Raw genomic sequence first — 23,499 nt, 5'->3', positions numbered from 1 at the left:
AATTCAAAAATCATCTGATATAATTTGGAAAAACTTATGTTAAGGAGAGATTTGTCATGCGAAATGTTAATACTTCTTTCCAACTTCATCATCATACGTAACGCCGTGTATCCGAAGAAAAATTTTTCTTCGTGGGTACAGGGCTTTTCCTGTTGACCCACGAAGCGTTCATAAAGCTATGTGGGTATTTTTATACCTGCATAGCTTTTTTTAATTTAAAAAAGGAGTGATTAAGATGGAAATGAGAAATGTAAAAGGAACGAAAGACTATTTACCAGAGGAACAAGTACTACGAAATAAAATTAAAAGAGCGTGCGAAGACACGTTTGAACGATACGGATGTAAACCGTTAGAAACACCAACGTTAAATATGTATGAGCTTATGTCTTACAAGTACGGCGGTGGTGAGGAAATATTAAAAGAAATGTATACACTTCAAGATCAAGGAAAACGCGATCTTGCCTTACGTTACGATTTGACAATTCCATTCGCAAAAGTCGTTGCAATGAATCCGAACATCCGCCTCCCTTTTAAACGGTATGAAATTGGAAAAGTATTTCGAGATGGGCCAATTAAACAAGGAAGATTTCGTGAGTTTATACAATGTGACGTTGATATAGTCGGTGTAGAATCTGTCATGGCAGAAGCGGAACTTATGAGCATGGCGTTTGAACTGTTCCGAACGTTAAACTTAGAAGTAACGATCCAATATAATAACCGAAAATTGTTAAACGGTATTCTCGAATCTATTAACATCCCTACTGAACGAACGAGTGACGTCATTTTATCATTAGACAAAATCGAAAAGATTGGGATAGATGGTGTACGAAAAGATGTATTAGAGCGCGGAATTTCTGAAGAAATGGCTGATACGATATGTAATACTGTTTTATCTTGTCTAAAGCTTACAATTGCTGACTTTAAAGAAACTTTCAATACTCCACTCGTTGCCGAAGGAGTAAACGAATTACAACAATTACAGCAATATTTAATCGCTCTCGGAATAAATGAAAATGCTATATTTAATCCGTTTTTAGCACGAGGACTTACAATGTACACAGGTACCGTGTATGAAATCTTTTTAAAAGATGGATCGATTACATCCAGCATCGGTAGCGGCGGTCGATACGATAATATTATCGGAGCATTCCGTGGTGATAACATGAGCTATCCAACAGTAGGCATTTCATTCGGTTTAGACGTTATTTATACAGCACTATCGCAGAAAGAAACACTATCATCTACAGCGGATGTTTTTATCATCCCACTCGGAACAGAGTTACAATGCTTGCAAATTGCTCAGCAATTACGTTCTACCACTTCCTTAAAAATCGAACTTGAACTAGCAGGACGCAAATTAAAACGTGCTCTGAATTATGCCAATAAAGAGAATATCCCTTATGTGCTTATTATTGGGGAAGAAGAACTTAGTACAGAAACCGCTATGCTACGGAATATGAAGGAAGGTAGTGAGGTGAAGGTTTCACTTTCTTCTTTAAGTAATTATTTGTAATACGAACCACCCTCGTTTGGGTGGTTTTTCTATTTTATAGATAACCAATAATTAGTTAACATAAAAAAATTATATTCTACTAAAATCTACAAATATATAATATCCAATCACCTATTATTTTTGGTAATATATAGATATTGATTATTTTAGGAGGATTCACTTTGAAAACCTACATCCAAGCACTAAAGTGGACTACAGGGATCTATCATCTTTTATTACTTCCTTGTTATTATTTATTTCTAAGTCACGTTAACCTATATGGGATACCTCTACTTCTATTGATTGTGTTACATATCACTACTATTTTATTAGCTAAAAAAGGAGACATGAATACGTACCCTCATTATATCGGCATTATCGTTACTCTAGTTGCCTTCTTTCCTTATATAGTAATCGTTCTACATATTATAGCAGCCATTTTCCTTTTATTAGATGCGGCTTCTATGAATGCAAAAGAAGTGTATGATTCATAACAGGATAAAATGAAACTTTAATCAGTAGAGTTTTGAAGTCAGTTAGCAAATTGCAAAATTTACATAATAACGTTATTGCTAACACCCAAAAAGGATTTACTTTTTAAGTAAATCCTTTTTCAAATTCCCCTCCTTACTCCAGACCAATAAAAGAATATTCTGTTTAATTTTATAAATTTCTAAATATTTATAAAATATTCAAGTTAACATACATTTTAGTTATGTAAAAAACTAAGTGTAAAGGAGATGAATTCATGCTAAAAAAATTGATAGTAGGTGCAGTAGTAGCCATTTCATCATTAACTGTAGGGTTAGGATTAGTATCAGCTAGTACCGAAAAGGATTATTCGATTCCCTCTTTTGAATATGTAACTGTAGATGAAAAAACTGTCGATGCGTTTAACAAATTTGGTGCTCCGTCAAAGGAAGACGTAAAAATAACGTTAGTTCTACCGAAACAAAATCAAAATGGAGAATGGTTATCTTATGGATTTTCGAGCAAAGAAAGTTTAGAGTCTTTTATTAAAAAAGATAAACAAAGGTTGAATCATACAATCACTCCCCTTGGGGTTGGCGGCAGCGGACCTAATAGTACAGACTTCTATGAACATGCAAATAAAGGTGGCGAGTATTTTTCTCTTAGTAGTGGTTTTAAAAATTTGCCTCCTAGTTGGCAAAATAGAATTTCTTCTGTAAGTACAGCGTCCCCTACTGCTAGCTATTCAACAACGCTATGGGAACGTACTTCAACTGAAGGATATGGAAAAGGTGTTGTTTTTAAACATGCTGATTGGTATGGTAAAACTGCAAACTTGGCTGCCATTCCAACTTCAGCAGTTGAAGTTAAAAAGTAAAAATACAGAAATAAAAGGTGTCTTCACATATGGAAAACACCTTTTATTTCTACAACTCTTACCTATTATTTTTTGTATTTCTACTCTCCAAAACTTTCTCCATATTATGAGTCGCCCACTCCATCATTAATAGAATCATTGGACGAAGCGATTCACCAAGCTCCGTTAGCGAATATTCTACTTTTGGAGGTACTTCACGGTACACTTCACGATGTATAATACCATCTGCTTCGAGTTCCCTCAGCTGCAGTGTTAACATTCTTTGCGTGATATTAGGTTTTAATCTTTTTAATTCATTAAACCTCTTTGTACCATCTAATAAATGATACAAAATAACCCCTTTCCATTTCCCACCAATAACCTCAACCATAGCTTCAACTGGACAAGAATATTTATTTAGAAATGGGTAATTCACATTATTTTCGTTTGAACAATCCATAATAAATCCCTTCCCTTAACATTAGTATCTTTTTTGATACTATACCACATAAATGTGCGTACTTGTGTCTATGTTACTTTAAAAATATAATTTACTTACAAAATAAATAAATGGAAAGAGGAACTTTTATGACAAATACAAACCAATTTACAAAAGAAAAAATTATGGAGGCTTTTCATTTCAGACATGCATGTAAAGAGTTCGATCCTATGCAAAAAATTTCAGAAGAGGATTTTAATTTCATTTTAGAAACAGGCAGATTATCTCCTTCTTCTTTCGGATATGAACCTTGGAAATTTGTTATCGTACAAAATAAAGAAGTAAGAGAAAAACTACAACCATATTCATGGGGTGCTGGTGGGCAACTTGCAACAGCTAGCCACTTTGTCATTGTTCTTTCAAGAAATATTAAAGATATGCATTATGATGCGGAGTATATTAAACATATGATGAACGATATTATTGAATTACCTGAAGACACACAAAAAATTAGATATGAATTCTTCAAAAAGTTCCAGGAATCAGATTTTAACTTATTACAATCCGACCGTGCTGTATTTGATTGGGCATCTAAGCAAACTTATATTGCTTTAGGTAATATGATGACGAGCGCAGCTCAAATCGGTATTGATTCTTGTCCAATAGAAGGATTTGATAAAGAGAAAGTAGATTCTTTACTTCGTCAAGAAGGCATTATCAATGGAGATAACTTTGAAGTATCTGTTATGGTTGCCTTTGGTTACCGTAAAGAAGAGCCAAAACGTGATAAAACAAGACAGACTATGGATGAAATTGTTGAATGGATTGAATAAGATAACATGCGCTCCTTATAGCTGTATACTCATACGAAAAAAGTAGAATTTCATTTCTCTTATGTATGAAATTGGTTTTTCATGGAAAGATATATTAGTATGTATGCAGTTGAAACACTCTATTTATTAGAGTTGGACAGGAGGAGAATGAATATGTCTGATATTGAAGTTGGCGAAGTGTTTACTCTTAGTGATGAGAATAACGAAGAGCAAGAAGTAGAAGTACTTGGAGCGATGGATGTCGAAGGCGCAGAATATATTGCCGTTGCCTTTGTGGAGGATATCCAAACAGAAACTGAGGAAGACATTGATATTTTCTTTTTAAAAGTAGAAGAAGATAATGAATTCTCATACATTGAGAATGATGAAGAGTTTGAAAAAGTATCTGCTGCGTTTGAAAAGATTTTGGATGAGCAAGAGCAAGAAGAATAGGAATGAAACAGACGAGGGCGGATGCATATCCGCCCTCGTCTGTTTCATCACTCATCCAAAGACTTATGTAGCAATTCCAGTACATCTTTCATCACAAAAGGAACGTCTTTTTTCACATGCTCAGCGAATTCAGAAACGAGACGTAATGTTTTTACACTTTCAATCGGATGCTCGCCTGACGCACTTTCGGCAGAAAGCATAACAGCATTCGTTCCGTCGAGCACAGCTTGAAACACATCGGTCACCTCAGCCCTTGTTGGAATAGAATGCTCTACCATGGATTGCAGCATTTGTGTCGCTGTAATAACATATGTATTCGTTCGATTACATTCCCGAATCATCATTTTCTGCAAAAGCGGGATAAACTGGAACGGCAACTCTACTCCTAAATCGCCCCTTGCAATCATAATTCCATCTGCTTCTTTACATATATCTTGAAAATTTTCAATCGCTTCCATCGTTTCTATTTTGGCAATTAAATTAGGTGATGTTTCTTTATACTGTTGTATGAAATCTCGTATTTCTTTTATATGGCTAGGTTTTCTTACGAAAGAACATGCGATAAAATCAACACCCTCTTCTAAAAGAAACTGAATGTCTTTTTTATCTTTCTCTGTAATAGCTGGTAAACGAACGATTGCGCCTGGTAAGTTCACCCCTTTATGAGATGAGATATTACCACCTGCTTTGACCTTTGTTTCTATTTTATCCGTACTTACCTTCTCAACGATTAACTCAACTTCACCATCATTCATTAAAATTCTACTTCCGACTTTCACATCATTCGCGATCCCTTCATAATCAACACTTGCTTCCGTACTACTCCCTGTAACTGGTTGCGTATGTAAAATAAAAGAACCTCCTGCCTGAAGCGTAATTTGTTCTCCTTTTATTTCACCTAACCTTATTTTAGGACCTTGTACATCGCCTAAAATTTTAATAGAATCGTCTAACGATTTGACTAAACGAATAATATCTTTATGACTTTCATGCGTGCCATGTGATAAATTTAGCCGAACAATTTTCATACCATTGCTTATTAACTGCGCTAACGTTTCTTTCTTATTGCTTGCTGGCCCAATTGTACAAATTCGATCGATTGTCATTTTTATCACCATCCTTTTTCGTTAGGATTCCCATAAACTTTCATTACACTCTCAACATAAAAAAGCCTACTCCCACAAGTAGGCTTTTGAAACTACGAAAGTTTCGTTAATAACTGATTTAAATCTTTTTTCGTTTTCGTCGTTAATGACTTCATTTTAGTAATATCTATCTTTTCTTTCTCCGCTCCTACAATTAACGGATACATACTTTGTCCAATTGTTTTAGATTCAGCTGGGTGTGATGTTTCTAACTCTTTCTCAATTACATCCCACTTTGCATTAATTTGTTTTCCAAGTTTATTTACTGTTTCTAATTTCGGATTAGCAGCTAATTGCTTGTCTAAGCTATCAATTAATGCAGCAACTTCTTTTACATTTGTTTTCACCGCTACGTTTTTCTTCGGATCTTTCGTTGTTTTTCCGTCTGAGTTTGTACTTGTACTTTGATCTGTTGTTTTCCCGCTAGTCGTTTGATCATTCGTCTTTCCTGTCGTCTCTTTTTCTTTTGTTTTTACATTCTCATTTTGAGTTGACGTTTTACCGTTACTTTCTGTTCCTGATGATTCTTTCGTATTTTTTGCATCTTTATCTGTTTTTTCATTTGAAGAAGTATTTGTTTCTTTTTCAGTATCTTTCGTTGTTTTTGACGCTTCATCTGCACTTGTCGTTTTTGATTCTCCTTCATTTTGCGCTGTTACTTGCTCTTTCTTTTCTGTTTCTTTATCTGCTGACGGACTACAAGCTGCCATAGTAAGCATTGTACCAATTGTTATCGATGCGATAGCGACCTTTTTCATTTTCATATAAATCCCCCTATGTTTACGTAATTTATCCTCCCCTTTACGATTCGATTTCCCCTTAAAAAATCCCTTTTCATACGAATTATCATTTTTCCGACAGTAATCTTCATAATAATACGTACAAAAACCGATAAAACAATTTAAATATTCGAGTTTCTTCTACTTCATTTTTCTTCTCTTTACTAAAAGAAAAAGAGTATATTGTCATATAAAGAATTACGATCCTCATATGACGATATACTCTTCTATCAAATTTTTCTCTTTCTTGACATTTTATTTATACAAAAAAATAAAATTTTCTTTCGTTTTTTTGTTTCTCAACAATTGTTAACATAATATATTTATGAGTAACCACCATTCGAATGAATAATTTGCCCTGTAATCCATTTTGCTTCTTCACTGACTAAAAAAGAAATTAAGCGTGCTGCATCCACCGGTTCTCCTACTTTACCTTGTGGAAACTTCCATACTAAATGATGATTCAGCTCCTCTGTAATCCATCCTGTATTCGTTGGTCCTGGATCAACAGCATTCACTGTAATCCCCTTCTCCATCGCAACTGGTGCTACTGATTTTGTAAATGCTTCAATTGCTCCTTTCGTCGCTACGTATGCTAGTTCATCAGGCATTGGCCCGAGTGACTGCCCTGAAGTAAGATTAATAATACTGCCACTCGCCTTGCTTGCATAATGTTTTATAAATAATGAACTTAATAACATAGTAGCGCGAACATTTACTGTATAATGTTTATCTAACTGCTCTACATTTAATTCTTCGATTCTCGTATGAGTAGCATACGCTGCATTATTAATTAAAATAGATGGATCACCTAACCGTTCTGATACCATATAAAACAAACGGTTTGGCGAATATGACTGCGATAAATTGATTTCTGCCATTTCACAGCGAACACCTAAACTTTCAATCTCCTCTTTCAACAAAAAGGGCTCTTTTTCATGCATTCCCCACGGCATCGCTTTATCATACTGAGACCAGTACGTGAAAAAAATGTCTATTCCTTTTTGAGCAAGCACCTTGCATACAGCTGCACCAATTCCATTCAGACGAGTTGCCCCTGTTACAATTGCTATTTTCTTCACCTTTTCTCCTCCACCTATGGATAAATCCTCTGCACGAATACAGAGGATCTATCTTTTTATTCAATATTTGACAATATACGTTCTGCACCTAATTTTAAAATTTTAATAAAGATATAATTTACAATTGTAAACATTACAAATAAAACGATAAACATAACCCACAGTCCCACTTGAAGGAAGAAGTATAATAGACTTACTCCCGCTACAATAACTAAAGCTATTAAAATATTAGCTAAAAAATTCCACAAAGTTGTATAGCGACTCTTAAATAATTTCTGCTCTGTATCCCAATGTATATCTGCAGTTTGTGCATCCCAGCGTGTGCCGATTAAATTAATTAACAATAAACCGTTCGCACTTAATAAGAACCAAAGAACCATAAATACTGGAGAAATTCCCGCTACAACTGCCATCGTAATACCGAACACTGCTAAAATAATTACATTAATTAACCAAGCAGTGATCGCTTTCGCAAAAAAGATATCCGAAGCTTTTACTGGTAAATAACGATTCACAAACCAAGAGCTTCCATCACGTGAGAATGAAGTTGTTGCGATGACGTTACTTCCCATTAAAAATAGAGAGGCACAAAGGCCAACACCAATTGCAAGTCCTGCTGATTTTGGATTATCAATATATCCCATGATCCATTTTAAATTCCCATCTTGCACGAATAAAATGAAGAACAACATAATCGGCATAACGAAAGTTTGTACGATACAATTTAAGAAAAATTGTGGTGTACGGAATAACGTTTTAAATTCTTTTTTCACATATGCTTTCAAATGTGAACTTTGTACCGTAGATTTCTGTAAGCCTTCTGCTGAAATGACTTCTTTTTTTGCTGTACTCGTTGAAAGTCCAATAACCCCTTTTAAATATGTACGCTCTGCAATGTAATAAAACAACACAAAAAATACAAATGAAATAACTGCAAAGATTATTACGTATAAAGGACCCTTCCAATTTGCATTTTCTACTAATGCTACTGCTCCAAAATATGTAGTTGGAAAATAGTTTGTCATTTGTACTAAAAGAGAAGATTGGTTGTTTGCAAGGTAATCCGCAATTGCATCTTCAGAAAACGAACTTTTATTTTTCCACTGCAAAAATACGTTAATTCCTACAATAAATAGTATACTTACGATTCCAATAAATATATTTCCTCGGTCTTTATTTTTCCCTATATTTGTATACCTCATAATAACTGTCATGAGTAATGAAGCTAATACTAACGGCACAATTGGGAAGAGTAAGTAAATGAAAATCATATATATGTAATATGTAATAAATGCGCCACTTTTTAAACCGTATGTAATGAAGATTGGTAATAAAATAAATGAACTCATTACATATTGTGTAATTAATACGGTTAAAAATTTGGCTGAAATAATTTGCGCTGGTTTTAACGGTAATGGTAATAACATTTCAATGTCATTGCTGTAGTAAAATACAGTTAAAATGTTCGTAATACTCATTAAAAATACCCATATACTCGCAATCGCAAGTCCCATTGCGATAATCATTCCTGGATCTTGCCCTAAATGTATCATTCCCTCATACATTGCATGCGTGATAGAACCAAACAGTAAAAATCCGACAAATAAAATAGCCGCAAATGAAAATACATACGCCCATCGCTTCTTCTTATCTGTTATAAAATCTGCATAATTTAATTTCAATAATACTTTCGTTAACGTCCAAATTTTACTCATTGCCCGTCATCTCCAAGAACATTTTTTCAAGTGATTCATTGGATTTAAAATGATCTCTCATTTCATCTAAATTCCCTTTGAACTGCAAATTCCCCTTATTAATAATCGCGACGCGGTCACATAATTTTTCTGCCACTTCTAATACGTGTGTAGAGAAGAATACAATCTTTCCTTTATCCGCATGTTCTCTCATCATTTCTTTTAAAATATATGCAGATTTCGGATCCAGCCCCGTTAACGGTTCATCTAAAATCCATACATCTGGCTCATGCACGAGCACACCAATAATAACAATCTTTTGTCTCATACCGTGCGAGTAACTTTGTATTTGATCCGATAACGCATTGTAAAGATCAAATTTCTTCGCTAAAGACTCGATTCGTTCTTGGCGTACTTCTTTCGGCACTTCATACATATCTGCCATAAAGTTTAAATATTCAATTCCCTTTAATCGTAAAAACATATCTGGACTATCTGGGACATAACCAAACGTCCTTTTCGCTTCCATCGGATTTTTCATAATATCTATACCATTAATCGTAATCGTCCCTTTGTCCACCCCATGGATACCAGTAATCATCTTAATTGTCGTTGATTTACCGGCACCATTCGGTCCTAAAAATCCAAAGATTTCTCCGCTAGGCACAGATAAACTTAAATCTTTTACTGCATAGGTAGAACCATTATAACTTTTTGACACATTCGTAATCTCAATCATTCCATCCAATCCTTTCCTTAATTACCAAATAACTATATCAACATTATAGCATACTTCTATTTTCAGATTTTTGTATTTTTCAGTTTTTTAACCTTTAAAATAAATATACAAACCTAATCCAACGATTAAAACGACAGCTAGTATAATATAAATCATCGTAAGCCTTCTAATATTCCCCTTTGTCGCTTTACTATAATTTGCATCACCATTTCGCCCAATTAACACCGTCGCGACTACAGTAATCACTACAAGTAATACAACGACCATGATCCAAGTTAGCATACCTTCCTCCCCCTCCTTACAACCATTTTACAATATTATCCTCTTTATTTCGCAGTATATTTCCTCTTTTTACTATTATTATGAAGTAAACTGGAAAACTATTATTACCATTTCTATCCATATGCGATATATTTATAACGTAACGTGATTTATTTCTAACATTGAAAGGAGAATCTATCATGAAAACAACTTGGATAAAATATTTAGGGTTTCTCGGTTTCTTCGGTTTCCTCGGCTTTTTTTATGAAAAAGGATTGTTTACTATGTTTTGTTTCTTCTCCTTTTTCACAACGTATAGAACGGTTCAACACGATGAACTATTTGAACAAATCGTCAATAAATCGTGCCGTAATGCTTTTATCGTTACATTACTAACTACTGCTATCATTCTGTTTATTGAAATGTTATTTCCAAACCCAGTACTACAAGAGATTGATATCGCCCTTATTTTCAGCACACTCATTCTTACGTTCGGGTTCTCTATGTTCTTTTACGATAAACCTGTTGACGAAATGGAAGATGCACCATGGCGTTCGTAACGAAAATAAAAGAATATCGCGCTAAATTGAACATGACACAAGAAGATTTAGCAAAGAGCGTTGGTGTACGTCGTGAAACAATTAGCCACCTTGAAAAAGGAAAATACAACCCTTCCTTGCAGCTTGCTCACGATATAGCGAAGGCACTTCAAAGTACGATTGATGAGATTTTTATTTTTGAGGATGAATAAAGTGAAACTTTAATCAGTGGGGGTTTTCTTCTCCCCACTGATTATTAGTTGAACCAATCGGACTTTTATTGGCAGCCCGACCCCCACCTAAATTCTTTGCTTTCGCTGCATTTTGAGGTGGGGGGCTTACTGCCCATTAAAGTGGGATAAAAAATACCGGCATTCTTTTCACAAAGAATACCGGTATTTTTCATTTATACAACTATCACCCATACAAAACCGCATGAAATACGCCCAACAGTAAATATTGGTCTTCTATATAATCTTCATCGTATACATTCATCTCGATGTGATACATATCTTCCTCAAGACGAATATTCCAATCTGCGATTACATAGCCCTTTCGTAATAACTTTCCCATCCCAAAAGTAGTTTTATGAACAACAAATTCTTCCGCCTTATATGTAAAGGTAAATAAGAAATTTGCATCTAATAACTTTCCGTCACATACAAGTATTTCATGCTCTACATCATGATTATCTTTGTACGTTACTAAAATCCTTCTTTGGCGCTGCCTACTTACATCCTTTGCAACAACGCGAATATTGTCCTTACTATCCTTTATTTCATAAATGATATTACTACCGACTTTCGGAATAAAGTCTAGCACTTTCATCAACGTATTTTTATAATAGCCCCGTACTGCGCCTACTCTTTCGCTTTCATTATAAACCTCTATTGACGTCGTATCCGCCTTACTATCACATAATCGTTTGTAAGAAAGCTGCATCATTCGCTCTCCTCTTAAGTACTGATCAAACGTCACAGGATATTCTATTGCACGCAGTTCTTTATTTAACTCATATAAATAGCGTTGAACACTCTCCACTAATGTTGTAGTAGAGATACTCTCCGGAAGCTCAAATTGTTGCCAGCTGGAAGAAACTCTCCACTGATTGTCCTCTTCATAAGAGAAACTAAGAATGATCTCTTCACGGTCAGGCGTTTCATAATTCATATGTACGTTCTGCCCGTGTTGCACTTGCTCCATCCACTGTCCTAAATAAATGCCGAGCTCTGCGACTTTCATGCATGACTTCTGAAAAAGTGTGCTGTCACCTACGCGAATCGTTACATCCCCTTCGATATAGCCCTTTGAATAGGCATCATACCGTGGTTCATCCTTTTGCGGGATATTCTTGTCTAACTCAAATAAAAACGTTAACATCCTTCACTCACCTCTAGTTGTTACACCGATCGTACCTATAAAATGAACGCAACTCAAATTATATCGACGATTTTTCCAATATATCTACCGTAACTTAAAATATATCAACGATTTTTTCGATATATCGACGATTCGACAAAGAATATCGACTTATCAACAAATATCGACACGATTAAAATGAAACTACCTTTTCTTCCGCCACTTCTACAAGTTCTAAAATTTGCAGCAGGCTCTCCACTTCATAAGTCGGCTTAACACTTGCCTTATTCTCTTTCAAACTCGGATTATACCAACACGTATCAATGCCGTAATCTTCTCCGCCTCTCATATCAGAAGTGAGCGAATCTCCAACCATTAGTACACTTGATTTATCTGTAATCCCAAACTTTTCAAAAGCATAATCAAAAATCTCACGTGCTGGTTTTTGATGACCAACCTCTTCTGAAATAATAATATGATCAAAGAAATTACATAAAGGCGAATTTCCGATTCTAGATTGTTGCACTTTCGTATATCCATTCGTAATAATACCTAACTTGCAATCTTGTAGATTCTCACATAATTGCACTGCACCTTCTATAAGATGTACTTCTTTCCCTAAGTTTTCAAGGTATACATCGCTAAATTGCTGCGCATCTACTTCTATATTATGAAGGGCAAATAATTGTCTAAATCGATCTACCGCTAATTCACTTAACGTAATCATTTTATTTTCTAAATCTCTCCATAATCCATTACTAATCTCTTTATAACTTGCAAGATAATCAGTATACCCTGTAGGCATACCGAACTGTACAAACGCATTATGTAATGCGTGTTTTTCCGTTTCAGGAAAATCTAATAATGTATCGTCTACGTCGAATAATATAACTTTGTATTTCATGATGTTCTCCTCAATTCCTATATTCTCATAGCCTAATTATAACAACAATAGTAAAAGGAGGCTAATCCAATTAGCCTCCTCACTTCTTATTTATCCTCTAGCAATAACTCTTTCATTTCTTCTAACGACTCTTTCGTAAAGCCAAGTGCTTTTTCAGCATACGCTTCAACTGAACCGTATTGCTTTTTTAATTCATCAATCGCAGCTTGTAAATACTCAGTGCGTGCTTCAAACATCGCACCCAATATCGCTCTACTCTCATCGTTTTGTAATTTCGCACCTAAAAAGGCCATCATTTTTTCATTTAACTTTTCACGGAAACCATTACTTAATAAATAATCTTCCATTACTGTTTTCTCTGGTACACCTAGTAAAAGTAATAATAATGCTGATCCAAATCCAGTACGGTCTTTTCCAGCTGTACAATGGTTTACTAACGGTAAGTTTTCCGGGTTTTGCGCTAAGTTTAAGAAGCTCACGAATGCTTCATTACCACTTACGAAATCTTGATTCATTTTCACAAGGTACTCACCTGGTTTCCCTAACATAGAAAGGTCACCAACTTGGAAAAATTCATTTATATTTAAGTCTTTCGCCAAGTCTTGCATAACTGGTAAGCACACTTGACGAGCTCCTGTAATCTCAGGGTTTGGCTTATGCTTCACTTCAAAGTCTGTACGGTAATCGCAAATTAACTTTAAGCCAGACTTTTGTAAATAGTCGATATCCCCCTCTGTTAATCCTGCTAATTCTTCAGATCGGTACAATTTGCCCCATTTTACTTTACGGCCTTCAAGCGTTTCATATCCTCCCATATCACGGAAGTTAAACGCGCCTTGTAATGGCAATCTACGCTCAGCTACTGTTACTGCTTGTCCATTACTACCTACTAGTCTAAAATATGGACGCTCATTTTCGCTCGGATTTTCAATTGTATATGATGATTCTCCATTTACCGTTGCAAGTAATTCTCCATTTTCTTCAATATGATCTGGTGAAGTACTCCAATAAATACAAACTTCTTCTATATGATTTTCCCACTTTATTTGTAACGTATTATCTTCATTTCTTTCTACAGTCGCTTGTAACCAATGTCTTTGCTGCCCCATTCTTTCACCAACGCTTTCTCATATAATCGAATCTTTCTTTATTGTATTATAAGAATATCTATTTTGTCGTTCTCATTTTTCTTTTTATCTTACAAACAGGCAAAAAGTTCTTTTACTTGTTCAAAATTTGTACATGGATTACCGCGAAATACGTATGCGATTTGTTCATTCCCTAAATCTTCGTATACAACTGTTCCGCGATCAGAGTGTGAATAAAACTCTAACCCGTTTATAATTTGTTTTGGGCCATAGTTCATTATCCATGAAGAAACAGGGTAATACGCTTTGCTTTTATGCCGACAAACCCAAAGTGCGTATAGTTTATTATCTTCGTCCCAATATACATACTGCATTTCATCATTTCCGAAACCGACCGATTCGAGTTTCCAACTTAGCTTTTCATGAATTGACAATTTTACATAGGATACGTCATCTGGAGCATTCCACTCTCTACATCTTTCCTATCTCACCCATTTCACTTCTCTTCGCTTGAAAGCTTAATAAGTGAAATGGTGTATGTAATATCGTTTTCGCAAACTCCATATGTACCGGTTGTAATTCAAATAGAAATCGTTCCATTTCGTCTTGGTTTACATATCCATGATCAACTGAAATTTCAACTTGTGTTTTCCATATAGATGTAACGTAACTTTCTTTTCCTTTATAATTTATACCTTTCCAATACACAAGCCCTTTATATTGAAAACAATCTCCTTTTGCTTGAGAAATACAGCTATCCGGAAATACTGGTTCCATTATATCGAGAAAAAATTCCTTTACTCGAAACATTCCAGTTGGAGTAACAACCTGAAACCAAAAAGCCCCCCACTTTTCACCTTCATAACGTTCTGAAACTTTTTCAACATTCCAGCCTTCTAACAATACATTTGGATACAATAACACGAATGAATGCATGGATTGCTTTAACATATATAGTCCCCTCCCGCTATACGAGTTCGAGAGTATACATCATTCATCCTCCTAAAACTTTCTCAGATATCTCTCAGTTGAACTAAGCAGCTGACATCCATTCTCTTCAAAAACATCCTTCATCCACTCATTTTGTACATTTGCCTCACCGATATAATAAGATGCACCTATTTCTTTTAAAACAAACATTGCCCCTGTAAAGAATGCTGCTTCATACCCTTTATTTCTCATATTTGGAGCGACTGCGAAATACATGAGTTTTCCTTCTTCTAACGTCCCCTTTTCAATATGCGGGATTACAATTCCTATCAGCTCTTCACCTACACTCGCTGTTAAACAATGTTCTTTCCATTGCTCACCAATTTCTTGTAGCATCATATTTACAAATTGATTATAAGTGACTTGTTCTTCTGTCATCTCACTCCAAAGAGAATAAAAAGCATCTTCTCCTACTTCTTCAATCAACTTAAAATCAATTTCACTTTCTACATCTTCTACTTTATATAGATCCTTAAACACAATGATGTTTTCAGTAACATATTCAAACGAATACGTTTCAAAACATTTTTTATACATATTATAATTGGGGCTTTTCGAAGAAATCTCAAAATGTAAGTTTTCTATTCCCTCTTCTTCAGCCTCAGCAACGCAATATTGCATGATTTCCTTTAATTGCTCTTCTGTAAAAATCTCTGCATTATTTTCTTTTATCATGATAGAAGAAGCATTTCTTCTTATTTTAAAATGTTTTTCTAACTGTTCTATAGTCGTCATATACTTCCCTCATCTATGTCATACTTGAATTTCTACTTGTTCTCCTTGCATGAGCAGGATTGTCCTTGAATATATAGAATACTAGAAAACATCGCATCTTTAAAGTGCGGAGGAGGTTCTCCATTGGATATTACAGCGCTGCAACAACAGTTAGAGCTTATACAACAAAATGACTATACGCAACTGCGACATATAGATATAAATGAATTAACGCTCCATATGCTTCAGTATATCGGAACGACTGATAGTTACGTTCGTTACCAGCTTATATATAAATGTTTTGTGCATTTTATTCATCATGAATTCCTTATGGATGATCAACTGAAATTACTGTTGCAAACTTGTTTAAGTGATGAATATTTATATTGTGACATTTACTCCCCGCATTCAGATGGGGTTTTCACACGTTCTTACACTGTTTCGTTAATTGCGTTAATACTCCAATTCGCTAACTCGCACTATTTTTTTACAGAGGAGGACATTGAAGAAATAAAAAACAAACTCATTACATACACAAACTTAGAAACAGATTTTCGAGGTTATATTGAAAATAAAGGATGGGCTCATTGTCTTGCTCACGTATCTGATGCCTTTACTGAAATTGTCCACAATTCTTATACGACCTTTGAATGGTATGAAGAATTAATTCATTGCTTATTAAATAAAATCTTCATTCCATCTGACCTTTTTCATAATAACGAAGATGAACGAATTGTTACGCCATTACTAGCAATGCTGTATCATGACTTCCCGCAAGACGAGTTAATTTCTATTATTCAAAAAAAAATAAAAAGGCTTCCCCAAATTAGAAAACGCCTTTCGTTAAATGAATATTGTATTTTATGCGCCAACATTAAAACCTTTTTACGCACATTATTTTTCAGAACGAAAGATGACCATAACTTAGCTTTTACAGCACGTAAAACAGAAAGAATGTTAAAAGAACTTCCTAATTATTATTAGCTATAAGGAGAACAACTATGGGTTATATCGAAGACATGAGAAATTTAGTAGGAAATCATCCACTGATTTTAATAGGTTCACACGCTATAATAGTAAATGAGAAAAACGAAATATTATTGCAGCTCCGTACAGACTTCAACCGCTGGGGCATCATTGGCGGCGCCTTAGAATATAACGAAACGTTAGAAGACGCTTTAAAACGAGAAGTATATGAAGAAACTGGACTTATTATTAAAAATTCAGAACTATTCCGTACATATTCCGGACCAGATTTCTTTCAAATCTACCCAAACGGCGATCAAGTACACGGTGTACTCGTTGTTTATATTTGCCGAGAATTTCACGGTGAGCTTGTATGTGATCAAACAGAATCAAAAGAATTACGTTTCTTTCCGCTTGATGAATTACCTAGTACTCTTCATCCAGTTATTGAGGGGATTCTTCACGATTTTCATCACTCCAATTAAAGATAAAAATAAAACAACCTCATTTCTCGTCATGATAATGCGAAATGAGGTTGTTCATGTTAGATCGTTATTTCAATCTGATTTCCTTCAGGGTCACTTACTACACTTTCATAGTAACCATCACCTGTAGTACGCGGGCCATTTAACACAGCGTATCCTGCTTCTCTTAATGTATTCGTTAATTCGTTCACTTTTTCTTCACTACCTACAGAAAAAGCAATATGCGCATATCCTATTGTTTCTATTTGTAATGCATCATCTATCCCTACCTGCTTCATAAGTTCTAGACGCGCACCACCTTCAAAAGTTATAAAATAAGATTTAAATTGCTTTTTCGGATTATGATATAAGCTATTTTCTTCACCATTAAAATATTGTTTATAAAAATCACGCATTCCTACTAAATCATTCACCCAAATTGCTACATGTTCAATTTTCATAATTGGCACCTTTTCTTTTATGTTATTCAACTGACAATTGGATGCTTCATTGCCAGGACATTTAATTTTCTTTATTCGTTCTCGTAATCATAAGATCAAGTCCTAGACTTTTTAATCCATATAAATAATCTTCTTTCCAATTACTCACTGTTATTTTCGGAATATGTTCCGCCGGAATGTACTGCGGACAAGTTTTTACAATTTGATCTATAACAAATTGATTTACTTCATCATCACAGAAGATAAAGGCATGAGGGTTAATAATAGCTATACATGTAGCTATTAAACGAGTAATAGCATCTATATTATATTCCTCTGGATTATTCGAATCTTCACTTCTCAAAGCTTGTAAGAAATTTTTATTATCATACTGCGGTACGAAAGATATCTCTCCTGAGAAAAACGTACTCCCTCGTACGACATCTCCATTTACCATAATCCCCGCACCTGGTCCATTTTGACCTGAATACAAATATACAAGAGAGGAGTTTTCATTATTTCCAGTATTTTTATGATAGCCGAGTACTGCGGCATTCATATCATTTTCTATTACTACTGGTATAGAAAACTGTTCCTCCAAATGACTTTTCAAATTAAAATTTTGGAACTTTTCATATCCAGGAATATAAAAAATACGACCATTATCAACCGAACCAGGCACACCAATTGATATAGAGCTTATTTTCGGGAATGTAGCGATAAGACCTTCAATATGTTTAGATAATACATTTACGCCCGTATCAATTAACATACTTGAAGTACTTCCTTGTTCTTTTACTTCCCCTAAACAGTTGAAAATTGTATAGTTTGTTTCATTTTTTTCTAAAAATATTGCTAAACCTAACATATATTCTGGATTATATTCATATCGTTTCGCTCTTCTTCCACCACTTGAATCATCTAAACCAGCTAAAGTGACTTCACCGTCTTGTTTCATTTTTTCTATAAATTTACTTATCGTTGGAAAACTAATTTCTAATGTATTACTAAGCTCAACTTTCGTTGCACTACCTCGCTCTAGAAGAACTGTACGAATGCCGCGAAGGATTGTCTCTTTAATCGATTTTTGAGTAACAAATTGTTCACTCAAATCGCTCACCACCTTAATCAACATACTTATTAAATCCTTTTAATAAGTTGCGTTGACAATATATCATACATCATTTTCTAAAGCAATAAAGATGATATATTTCCGCTGCATGCACTCTCTGTTTCGCTTCATGTGTTCATACAATTCCAGATAACAGAGCAAATAATAAAACAGCTAGCAAAGCATTACATATTCCGAATGCTTCCCCTAGTATACTTAAAAATTGTGTATAACCTATGATAGAAACTTACAGCAAACGAAAAAATCGGCAAAACAAATAAGAAAAAGAGCGTTTCAAGAAGTAAGTAATGTCTTCGTACGATTTTCCGCACTATTTTTCTTTATATGAAACACCTTTCACATTTTCTATACGATACGACATCAGTTTATTCATGTACTCATAAAAAACGATTTCTATAAGTCTATCGTTTTAATAACTTTAGCTGGATTACCACCAACAACTACATTATTAGGTACATCTTTTGTCACAACTGCTCCTGAAGCAATTACAGCGTTGTCTCCAATTGAAACACCAGGGTTAATAATAGCGCCCCCGCCAACCCAAACGTTGTTACCTATTTTTACTGGTTTTCCATATTCTTTACCAGAGTTTCGTTCTACTGGATGTAAAGGGTGCGTAGCAGTGTAAATGTGAACACCAGGTGCAAACATACAATAATCACCGATTCGAACTTCACAAACGTCTAAAATCACACAGTTGAAATTTGCGAAAAAGCTCTTTCCAACATGAATATTGTAGCCGTAATCACAACGAAAATCAGGATTAATTTGAGCTTTCCCATCAGCTGAAGAACCTAAAAGCTGATTTAATAATGTAAAACGTTGTTCATCCCCTGTCTCCATCGCCTCGTTATAAAGACGTGTTAAACGTTTTGCCTCCACCCTATCAGCTACTAATTCTTCGTCATCTGCAATATACATTTCTCCCGCTAACATCTTTTCTTTTTCTGTTTTCATAGAATCATCTCCTTCGTAATCAAATGAACCCCACTTATTAAACCTCTTTAATAAGTGACTTTAATTATACTTATTAAACAAGTTTAATAAGTAACCCTATAGTAGCATACTTTTTCATATATGCAACTAATAAGTTTCAAAAAGAAATGCGAACTACTTACTTCACCTAATGATATTACTCGGTGGCATTTAACTAATATAATGCACTATACATTTATGAATGAGCACACCAATATACAAATCAATTGTTAATAAAAAAAGAGATTGACCCAAAAGTAACTGAATAGCTACTTGGGTTAACCTCTTTTATTTATTATCCCTATTTAACTCTTGTACAATATCCCTTTTTCCTATTCTATTAGCAAAAGGGATAAAAATAATAAGGACTATTCCAAACATCCCCGCTATTACCGTAACGATAAGTTTGAAATCAAAAAATAAAGATGTACGATCTATTATACTTACCATATAGGTTAATAATGCTCCTATAACAGCCCCTAGTACGATTCCAATAAGTACATATAAATTAACTTGCGTCAAAATAATTTGTACAATCCCTTTTTTCTTAACTGTTATTGCTCGTAAAATAGCAAACTCTTTTCTTTTAGATTGAATATTATTTATAAGTGTATTACATACCCCTAATGTTACACTAAACAAAATTACTACAATAACAACGATGAAAATGGACCACCTTTGCTGAAACATTAAATTAGATTGTTTTAATGATTGAGTATAACTACTTATTTTTAATTGTGGATATTGACTTTTCACTTTCTTTAATTGCTCCAACGTCTCTCTCTCATTATTTGAACTAATAAATGCACGCTCAAAAACTGTATAACCTTGTTTATATGTTACATTACTCCAATCCATGAGTACCGAAGGAGAATTCGGTAGCTCGTTAACAATTAATCCAACTTCTACCTTACCAGTCGGTCTAACCTTTTGTTCCTGTTCTGAAAATAGACCCAATTGAACGATATCCCCTACATGAAGTTTATATCGCCCCGCTAACTCTTCTGTAACAATTATACTATTTTCTAAATTTGCAGGTACTTCTGGCAGTAACCCTTGCTTTTCCATTTCCTTTACATCACCTAAATTATAGTCAAAAGTAATATATTTTTCACCTTGCTTTAATTCTGCCAGTGAGTTCGTACTAATCGTACTAGCTCCTTTTACACTACTTATTTCTTTAAATATATTTTGTATATGAGTTGAGGAAATTGTTGAATCATTATTCAAACGATTTTCCACAACAATATGTGTTGGAAATTCTCGTTGTAAATATCTTTCATTATTTTTTTGCATTGTTTTAAATATAGTGGACCCGAAGACAACTATCACCATCATTGTACTTATCATTAAGATAACAAATGTATTTTTTCTTACTTGCGGAATTACATTTTTAATAGCAACAAATGTATTCCTTCCAAATATTTTTTTCATTATAGGTAGACATGCTATTAATATTGAAGAGAGATAAGTCGGAAATAAAATATATACTCCTAAAACGAGAAATATAGCTCCTATTAATATCACTATTGCCTGCGTATCTCCCGTATTTGCTACAAACCCACCTAAAGCAGTTAAAAAGATGCTACTCATTAAAAGGAATTTCCCCATAATACTGCGTGTTTTTTTATTAGAAAAGTCGGATTCTTCATTTTCGCGCATAAGCTTTACTGGCAATATTTTCGAACTTCTGTATGAAGGATATATCATAAACAATTCAATGAAAAAGATACTACAAATCACTGTTACAATTGCTATTTCATAGTCAAAACTTATTGAATTAATTTGAAAAGCAAATACATGCTCTAGCCAACTTTGTAAAAAACGGTTACTTATTACAGCTAGTAGCAAACCAAATATTCCACCAAAGAAATTAATTACACTACATTGAATAAATATAACTTTAAACAGTTGTTTCGTTGTTGCACCCATTGATCGCATAATAGCAAATTGACTTTTATATTTATATAAAAACACTTCAAAATTAGACACCAACAATAACGCAGTAATAATAAGTGTTAATGTAGATAAAACGATTATAAAAGTATGTAATGATGCTAAATTACTTTTTAAAAACTCGTCTTCCTCCGCAATATCGATTCTTAATGCTTTGTCTATTTTATGAATTTGATTAGATAATGCTAGTACATCAGCATTATCTTTTGCTTTTATTAACACATAAGTAGCTTCATTGTGTTTACCCGTTTTTTCATATACGTGCTGTTTCACCGCACCTTCAGATAAAATAAGTATATCTGGAGCTGAACCTCCAGCTTCTATATCAGGCAACACTTCTTTTACTACATATGATTTATTTTCGATTACAATCTTTTCCCCAACTTTTACTTGTAAAGTTTCTGCTAATCCATCATTTAATGTTACTTCTTCATTTGATAGATTTTTAGAAAAGTGATATCGACTTTTAGATAATGAATCGTTTTGAACACCTACTGTATAAATAGCTGTATTCAATTTATTTACTTGCAAATGATTTACTAATACTTTTGACATGTATTCAACATTTTCTTGTTCCTTAATATTTTGCAGTAAAGATTTATCCATCAATTTATTTTGATCAGGATTATATCCCACAGATAAATCCATATCTCCGTATACATTTTTCACTTCATTTATAACAGACTGTTTCGCATGACTCGAAAATACAATCATCGTAACAATTAGAGAAACAGCCAACATAACGCTAACGATAGAAGAAATAGCAGTGAATTTATTCGTCTTAAAAAAGCGTAAACTTAATCCTCGTACTGATTTTATCATTTTGATTTCTCCATTAATTTTTTGAATTTATCTAAAATAATATTCATATCATTTACTCCATGAGAACACGTATAATCATCAACAACTTCTCCATTATGAAAGAAGAGAACCCGATCTGCATACGTAGCAATGTGGGGATCATGAGTAACAAGAATCATACTTTGATTAAATTTTTGTTTCATATCGACTAGTACTCGTAAAATATCATTAGACGTATTGAAATCTAAATTTCCAGTAGGTTCATCTGCAAGAACAATTGGAGGAGATGTTATTAACGCCCTACCAATTGCAACACGTTGTTGTTGTCCACCAGAAAGCTGCACTGGTCGATGATTTTTCCAATTTACTAAACCTAGAACATCTAATATTTTATTTGTTTTTTCTCGTATCTCCTCTTCTGAATCAGCTGATAATATGAGGGGTAACGCAATATTTTCTTCTACAGATAAATCCTTTAATAAATGAAATGACTGGAATATAAATCCTATGTTATCCCTTCTGTACTCTGTCGCATACGGTTCAATGAACATATTTTCAGGAACTTCACCATTTACATAGATAACCCCCTCATCAGGCTTATCTAGAGCACCAAGAATATTTAGTAATGTACTCTTTCCAGATCCACTCGTTCCCATTATGGCAATGAGTTCTCCTTTATTTAACTCCAAAGATACATTTTGTAAGGCTCTAACATTTGTATCTACACTCTCATATGTCTTACTTAAACCTTGAACTGCTAACACAACTTCACTCATCATTATTCACCTCAACATTATTAAGTTTTATGCCCTCCACCAAATTAACCTGAATTAAAATTTTTTCTTTTAGATTACTAGGTGGTACAATTTCTGTTCCTATTTGAATGAGCAACATTTTTAATTCGAGAATTGTAACCATTTTTATCCCTCCTCACTCTATATTGGTAAC

At 34.1% G+C, this 23,499-nt stretch carries 26 protein-coding genes and 2 pseudogenes; 9 read left to right on the top strand and 19 right to left on the bottom strand.

The features are described 5' to 3' along the window. Window positions 1–235: 235 nt before the first annotated feature. The 3 genes from ACTFRS_RS01855 (at window position 236) to ACTFRS_RS01845 (ending at window position 2,840) form a co-directional block, all read left to right on the top strand. Window positions 236–1,513 carry a histidine--tRNA ligase gene (locus ACTFRS_RS01855; protein WP_440024405.1) on the top strand — a complete coding sequence of 426 codons (1,278 nt, stop codon included), beginning with the start codon at window positions 236–238 and terminating at the stop codon, window positions 1,511–1,513. 161 nt (window positions 1,514–1,674) lie between these two features. Beyond that, the gene (locus tag ACTFRS_RS01850) at window positions 1,675–1,986 is read left to right on the top strand and encodes a hypothetical protein (RefSeq protein ID WP_318160555.1); all 312 of its coding nucleotides are present in this window, start codon (window positions 1,675–1,677) and stop codon (window positions 1,984–1,986) included. A 254-nt stretch (window positions 1,987–2,240) separates the two neighbouring features. Further along, window positions 2,241–2,840, top strand: coding sequence for a hypothetical protein (locus ACTFRS_RS01845; RefSeq protein ID WP_139866150.1), 600 nt, complete (start codon window positions 2,241–2,243; stop codon window positions 2,838–2,840). A 58-nt stretch (window positions 2,841–2,898) separates the two neighbouring features. On the opposite strand, the gene ACTFRS_RS01840 is transcribed toward ACTFRS_RS01845, so the two are convergent. Further along, on the bottom strand, window positions 2,899–3,279 hold the full coding sequence (locus tag ACTFRS_RS01840; protein WP_000340662.1) for a winged helix-turn-helix transcriptional regulator: 381 nt from the start codon (window positions 3,277–3,279) through the stop codon (window positions 2,899–2,901). Window positions 3,280–3,407: 128 nt separating this feature from the next. On the opposite strand from ACTFRS_RS01840, the gene ACTFRS_RS01835 reads away from it, so the two are divergent. Continuing rightward, the gene (locus tag ACTFRS_RS01835) at window positions 3,408–4,091 is read left to right on the top strand and encodes an NAD(P)H-dependent oxidoreductase (protein ID WP_139866152.1); all 684 of its coding nucleotides are present in this window, start codon (window positions 3,408–3,410) and stop codon (window positions 4,089–4,091) included. A gap of 147 nt (window positions 4,092–4,238) precedes the next feature. Further along, window positions 4,239–4,523, top strand: a complete 285-nt coding sequence (locus ACTFRS_RS01830; protein ID WP_073569360.1) for a DUF1292 domain-containing protein — start codon at window positions 4,239–4,241, stop codon at window positions 4,521–4,523. A gap of 47 nt (window positions 4,524–4,570) precedes the next feature. On the opposite strand, the gene ACTFRS_RS01825 is transcribed toward ACTFRS_RS01830, so the two are convergent. The 6 genes from ACTFRS_RS01825 to ACTFRS_RS01800 form a co-directional block, all read right to left on the bottom strand. Beyond that, window positions 4,571–5,629, bottom strand: a complete 1,059-nt coding sequence (locus ACTFRS_RS01825; protein ID WP_242294535.1) for a pyruvate kinase — start codon at window positions 5,627–5,629, stop codon at window positions 4,571–4,573. Between the two features lie 92 nt (window positions 5,630–5,721). After that, window positions 5,722–6,432, bottom strand: a complete 711-nt coding sequence (locus ACTFRS_RS01820) for a hypothetical protein (RefSeq protein WP_113741955.1) — start codon at window positions 6,430–6,432, stop codon at window positions 5,722–5,724. Between the two features lie 338 nt (window positions 6,433–6,770). Then, window positions 6,771–7,529, bottom strand: coding sequence for an SDR family oxidoreductase (locus ACTFRS_RS01815; RefSeq protein WP_242294534.1), 759 nt, complete (start codon window positions 7,527–7,529; stop codon window positions 6,771–6,773). A gap of 56 nt (window positions 7,530–7,585) precedes the next feature. Further along, window positions 7,586–9,244, bottom strand: coding sequence for a putative ABC transporter permease subunit (locus ACTFRS_RS01810; RefSeq protein WP_139866155.1), 1,659 nt, complete (start codon window positions 9,242–9,244; stop codon window positions 7,586–7,588). Beyond that, a complete protein-coding gene (locus tag ACTFRS_RS01805) occupies window positions 9,237–9,962 on the bottom strand; it encodes an ABC transporter ATP-binding protein (protein ID WP_000570195.1) in 726 nt (241 codons plus the stop codon). Before ACTFRS_RS01805 ends, ACTFRS_RS01810 begins: the two co-directional genes overlap by 8 nt. Before the next feature lie 87 nt (window positions 9,963–10,049). Continuing rightward, window positions 10,050–10,244 carry a hypothetical protein gene (locus ACTFRS_RS01800; protein WP_000958870.1) on the bottom strand — a complete coding sequence of 65 codons (195 nt, stop codon included), beginning with the start codon at window positions 10,242–10,244 and terminating at the stop codon, window positions 10,050–10,052. Between the two features lie 179 nt (window positions 10,245–10,423). Here ACTFRS_RS01800 and ACTFRS_RS01795 point away from each other — a divergent pair, with 179 nt between their 5' ends. Continuing rightward, window positions 10,424–10,783, top strand: coding sequence for a DUF3796 domain-containing protein (locus tag ACTFRS_RS01795; protein ID WP_016718075.1), 360 nt, complete (start codon window positions 10,424–10,426; stop codon window positions 10,781–10,783). Beyond that, entirely contained in the window at window positions 10,771–10,974 is a 204-nt protein-coding gene (locus ACTFRS_RS01790) for a helix-turn-helix transcriptional regulator (protein WP_242294532.1), read from the top strand. The genes ACTFRS_RS01795 and ACTFRS_RS01790 overlap by 13 nt, the downstream gene beginning before the upstream one ends. A 205-nt stretch (window positions 10,975–11,179) precedes the next feature. On the opposite strand, the gene ACTFRS_RS01785 is transcribed toward ACTFRS_RS01790, so the two are convergent. From ACTFRS_RS01785 to ACTFRS_RS01765, 5 genes and pseudogenes are all read right to left on the bottom strand, one after another. After that, window positions 11,180–12,142, bottom strand: a complete 963-nt coding sequence (locus tag ACTFRS_RS01785) for a tubby C-terminal domain-like protein (protein WP_242294531.1) — start codon at window positions 12,140–12,142, stop codon at window positions 11,180–11,182. Between the two features lie 172 nt (window positions 12,143–12,314). Further along, a complete protein-coding gene (locus ACTFRS_RS01780) occupies window positions 12,315–13,025 on the bottom strand; it encodes a YjjG family noncanonical pyrimidine nucleotidase (protein WP_318160554.1) in 711 nt (236 codons plus the stop codon). A gap of 86 nt (window positions 13,026–13,111) precedes the next feature. Next, window positions 13,112–14,134, bottom strand: a complete 1,023-nt coding sequence (locus tag ACTFRS_RS01775; RefSeq protein WP_318160553.1) for a tyrosine-protein phosphatase — start codon at window positions 14,132–14,134, stop codon at window positions 13,112–13,114. Between the two features lie 89 nt (window positions 14,135–14,223). Next, window positions 14,224–15,064: pseudogene (locus ACTFRS_RS01770) on the bottom strand (hypothetical protein). A gap of 51 nt (window positions 15,065–15,115) precedes the next feature. Further along, the gene (locus tag ACTFRS_RS01765) at window positions 15,116–15,838 is read right to left on the bottom strand and encodes a GNAT family N-acetyltransferase (RefSeq protein WP_318160552.1); all 723 of its coding nucleotides are present in this window, start codon (window positions 15,836–15,838) and stop codon (window positions 15,116–15,118) included. Between the two features lie 123 nt (window positions 15,839–15,961). On the opposite strand from ACTFRS_RS01765, the gene ACTFRS_RS01760 reads away from it, so the two are divergent. Further along, on the top strand, window positions 15,962–16,801 hold the full coding sequence (locus ACTFRS_RS01760) for a DUF2785 domain-containing protein (protein WP_139866162.1): 840 nt from the start codon (window positions 15,962–15,964) through the stop codon (window positions 16,799–16,801). Window positions 16,802–16,818: 17 nt separating this feature from the next. Beyond that, on the top strand, window positions 16,819–17,268 hold the full coding sequence (locus ACTFRS_RS01755) for an NUDIX hydrolase (protein WP_440024413.1): 450 nt from the start codon (window positions 16,819–16,821) through the stop codon (window positions 17,266–17,268). A 59-nt stretch (window positions 17,269–17,327) separates the two neighbouring features. On the opposite strand, the gene ACTFRS_RS01750 is transcribed toward ACTFRS_RS01755, so the two are convergent. The 7 genes and pseudogenes from ACTFRS_RS01750 to ACTFRS_RS01720 all read right to left on the bottom strand — a co-directional run bounded on the left by ACTFRS_RS01750 (window position 17,328) and on the right by ACTFRS_RS01720 (window position 23,469). Next, window positions 17,328–17,708, bottom strand: coding sequence for a VOC family protein (locus tag ACTFRS_RS01750; RefSeq protein WP_139866165.1), 381 nt, complete (start codon window positions 17,706–17,708; stop codon window positions 17,328–17,330). A gap of 61 nt (window positions 17,709–17,769) precedes the next feature. Then, window positions 17,770–18,798 carry an ROK family transcriptional regulator gene (locus ACTFRS_RS01745; protein WP_242294912.1) on the bottom strand — a complete coding sequence of 343 codons (1,029 nt, stop codon included), beginning with the start codon at window positions 18,796–18,798 and terminating at the stop codon, window positions 17,770–17,772. A 136-nt stretch (window positions 18,799–18,934) separates the two neighbouring features. Continuing rightward, a pseudogene (locus ACTFRS_RS01740) lies at window positions 18,935–19,045 on the bottom strand (MFS transporter); the annotation flags it as partial. A gap of 167 nt (window positions 19,046–19,212) precedes the next feature. Beyond that, window positions 19,213–19,776, bottom strand: a complete 564-nt coding sequence (locus tag ACTFRS_RS01735) for a maltose acetyltransferase domain-containing protein (protein WP_242294918.1) — start codon at window positions 19,774–19,776, stop codon at window positions 19,213–19,215. A gap of 306 nt (window positions 19,777–20,082) precedes the next feature. Next, entirely contained in the window at window positions 20,083–22,572 is a 2,490-nt protein-coding gene (locus tag ACTFRS_RS01730; protein ID WP_242294779.1) for an FtsX-like permease family protein, read from the bottom strand. Beyond that, window positions 22,569–23,327, bottom strand: a complete 759-nt coding sequence (locus tag ACTFRS_RS01725; RefSeq protein WP_139866168.1) for an ABC transporter ATP-binding protein — start codon at window positions 23,325–23,327, stop codon at window positions 22,569–22,571. The genes ACTFRS_RS01730 and ACTFRS_RS01725 overlap by 4 nt, the downstream gene beginning before the upstream one ends. Continuing rightward, window positions 23,320–23,469 carry a hypothetical protein gene (locus tag ACTFRS_RS01720; protein WP_242294778.1) on the bottom strand — a complete coding sequence of 50 codons (150 nt, stop codon included), beginning with the start codon at window positions 23,467–23,469 and terminating at the stop codon, window positions 23,320–23,322. The genes ACTFRS_RS01725 and ACTFRS_RS01720 overlap by 8 nt, the downstream gene beginning before the upstream one ends. Between the last annotated feature and the right edge of the window lie 30 nt (window positions 23,470–23,499).

Origin of the sequence: Bacillus cereus group sp. MYBK139-1, from assembly GCF_051916915.1 — a bacterium.
Taxonomy (GTDB): domain Bacteria; phylum Bacillota; class Bacilli; order Bacillales; family Bacillaceae_G; genus Bacillus_A; species Bacillus_A pacificus.
This window is presented reverse-complemented; position numbering and strand designations above follow the sequence as displayed.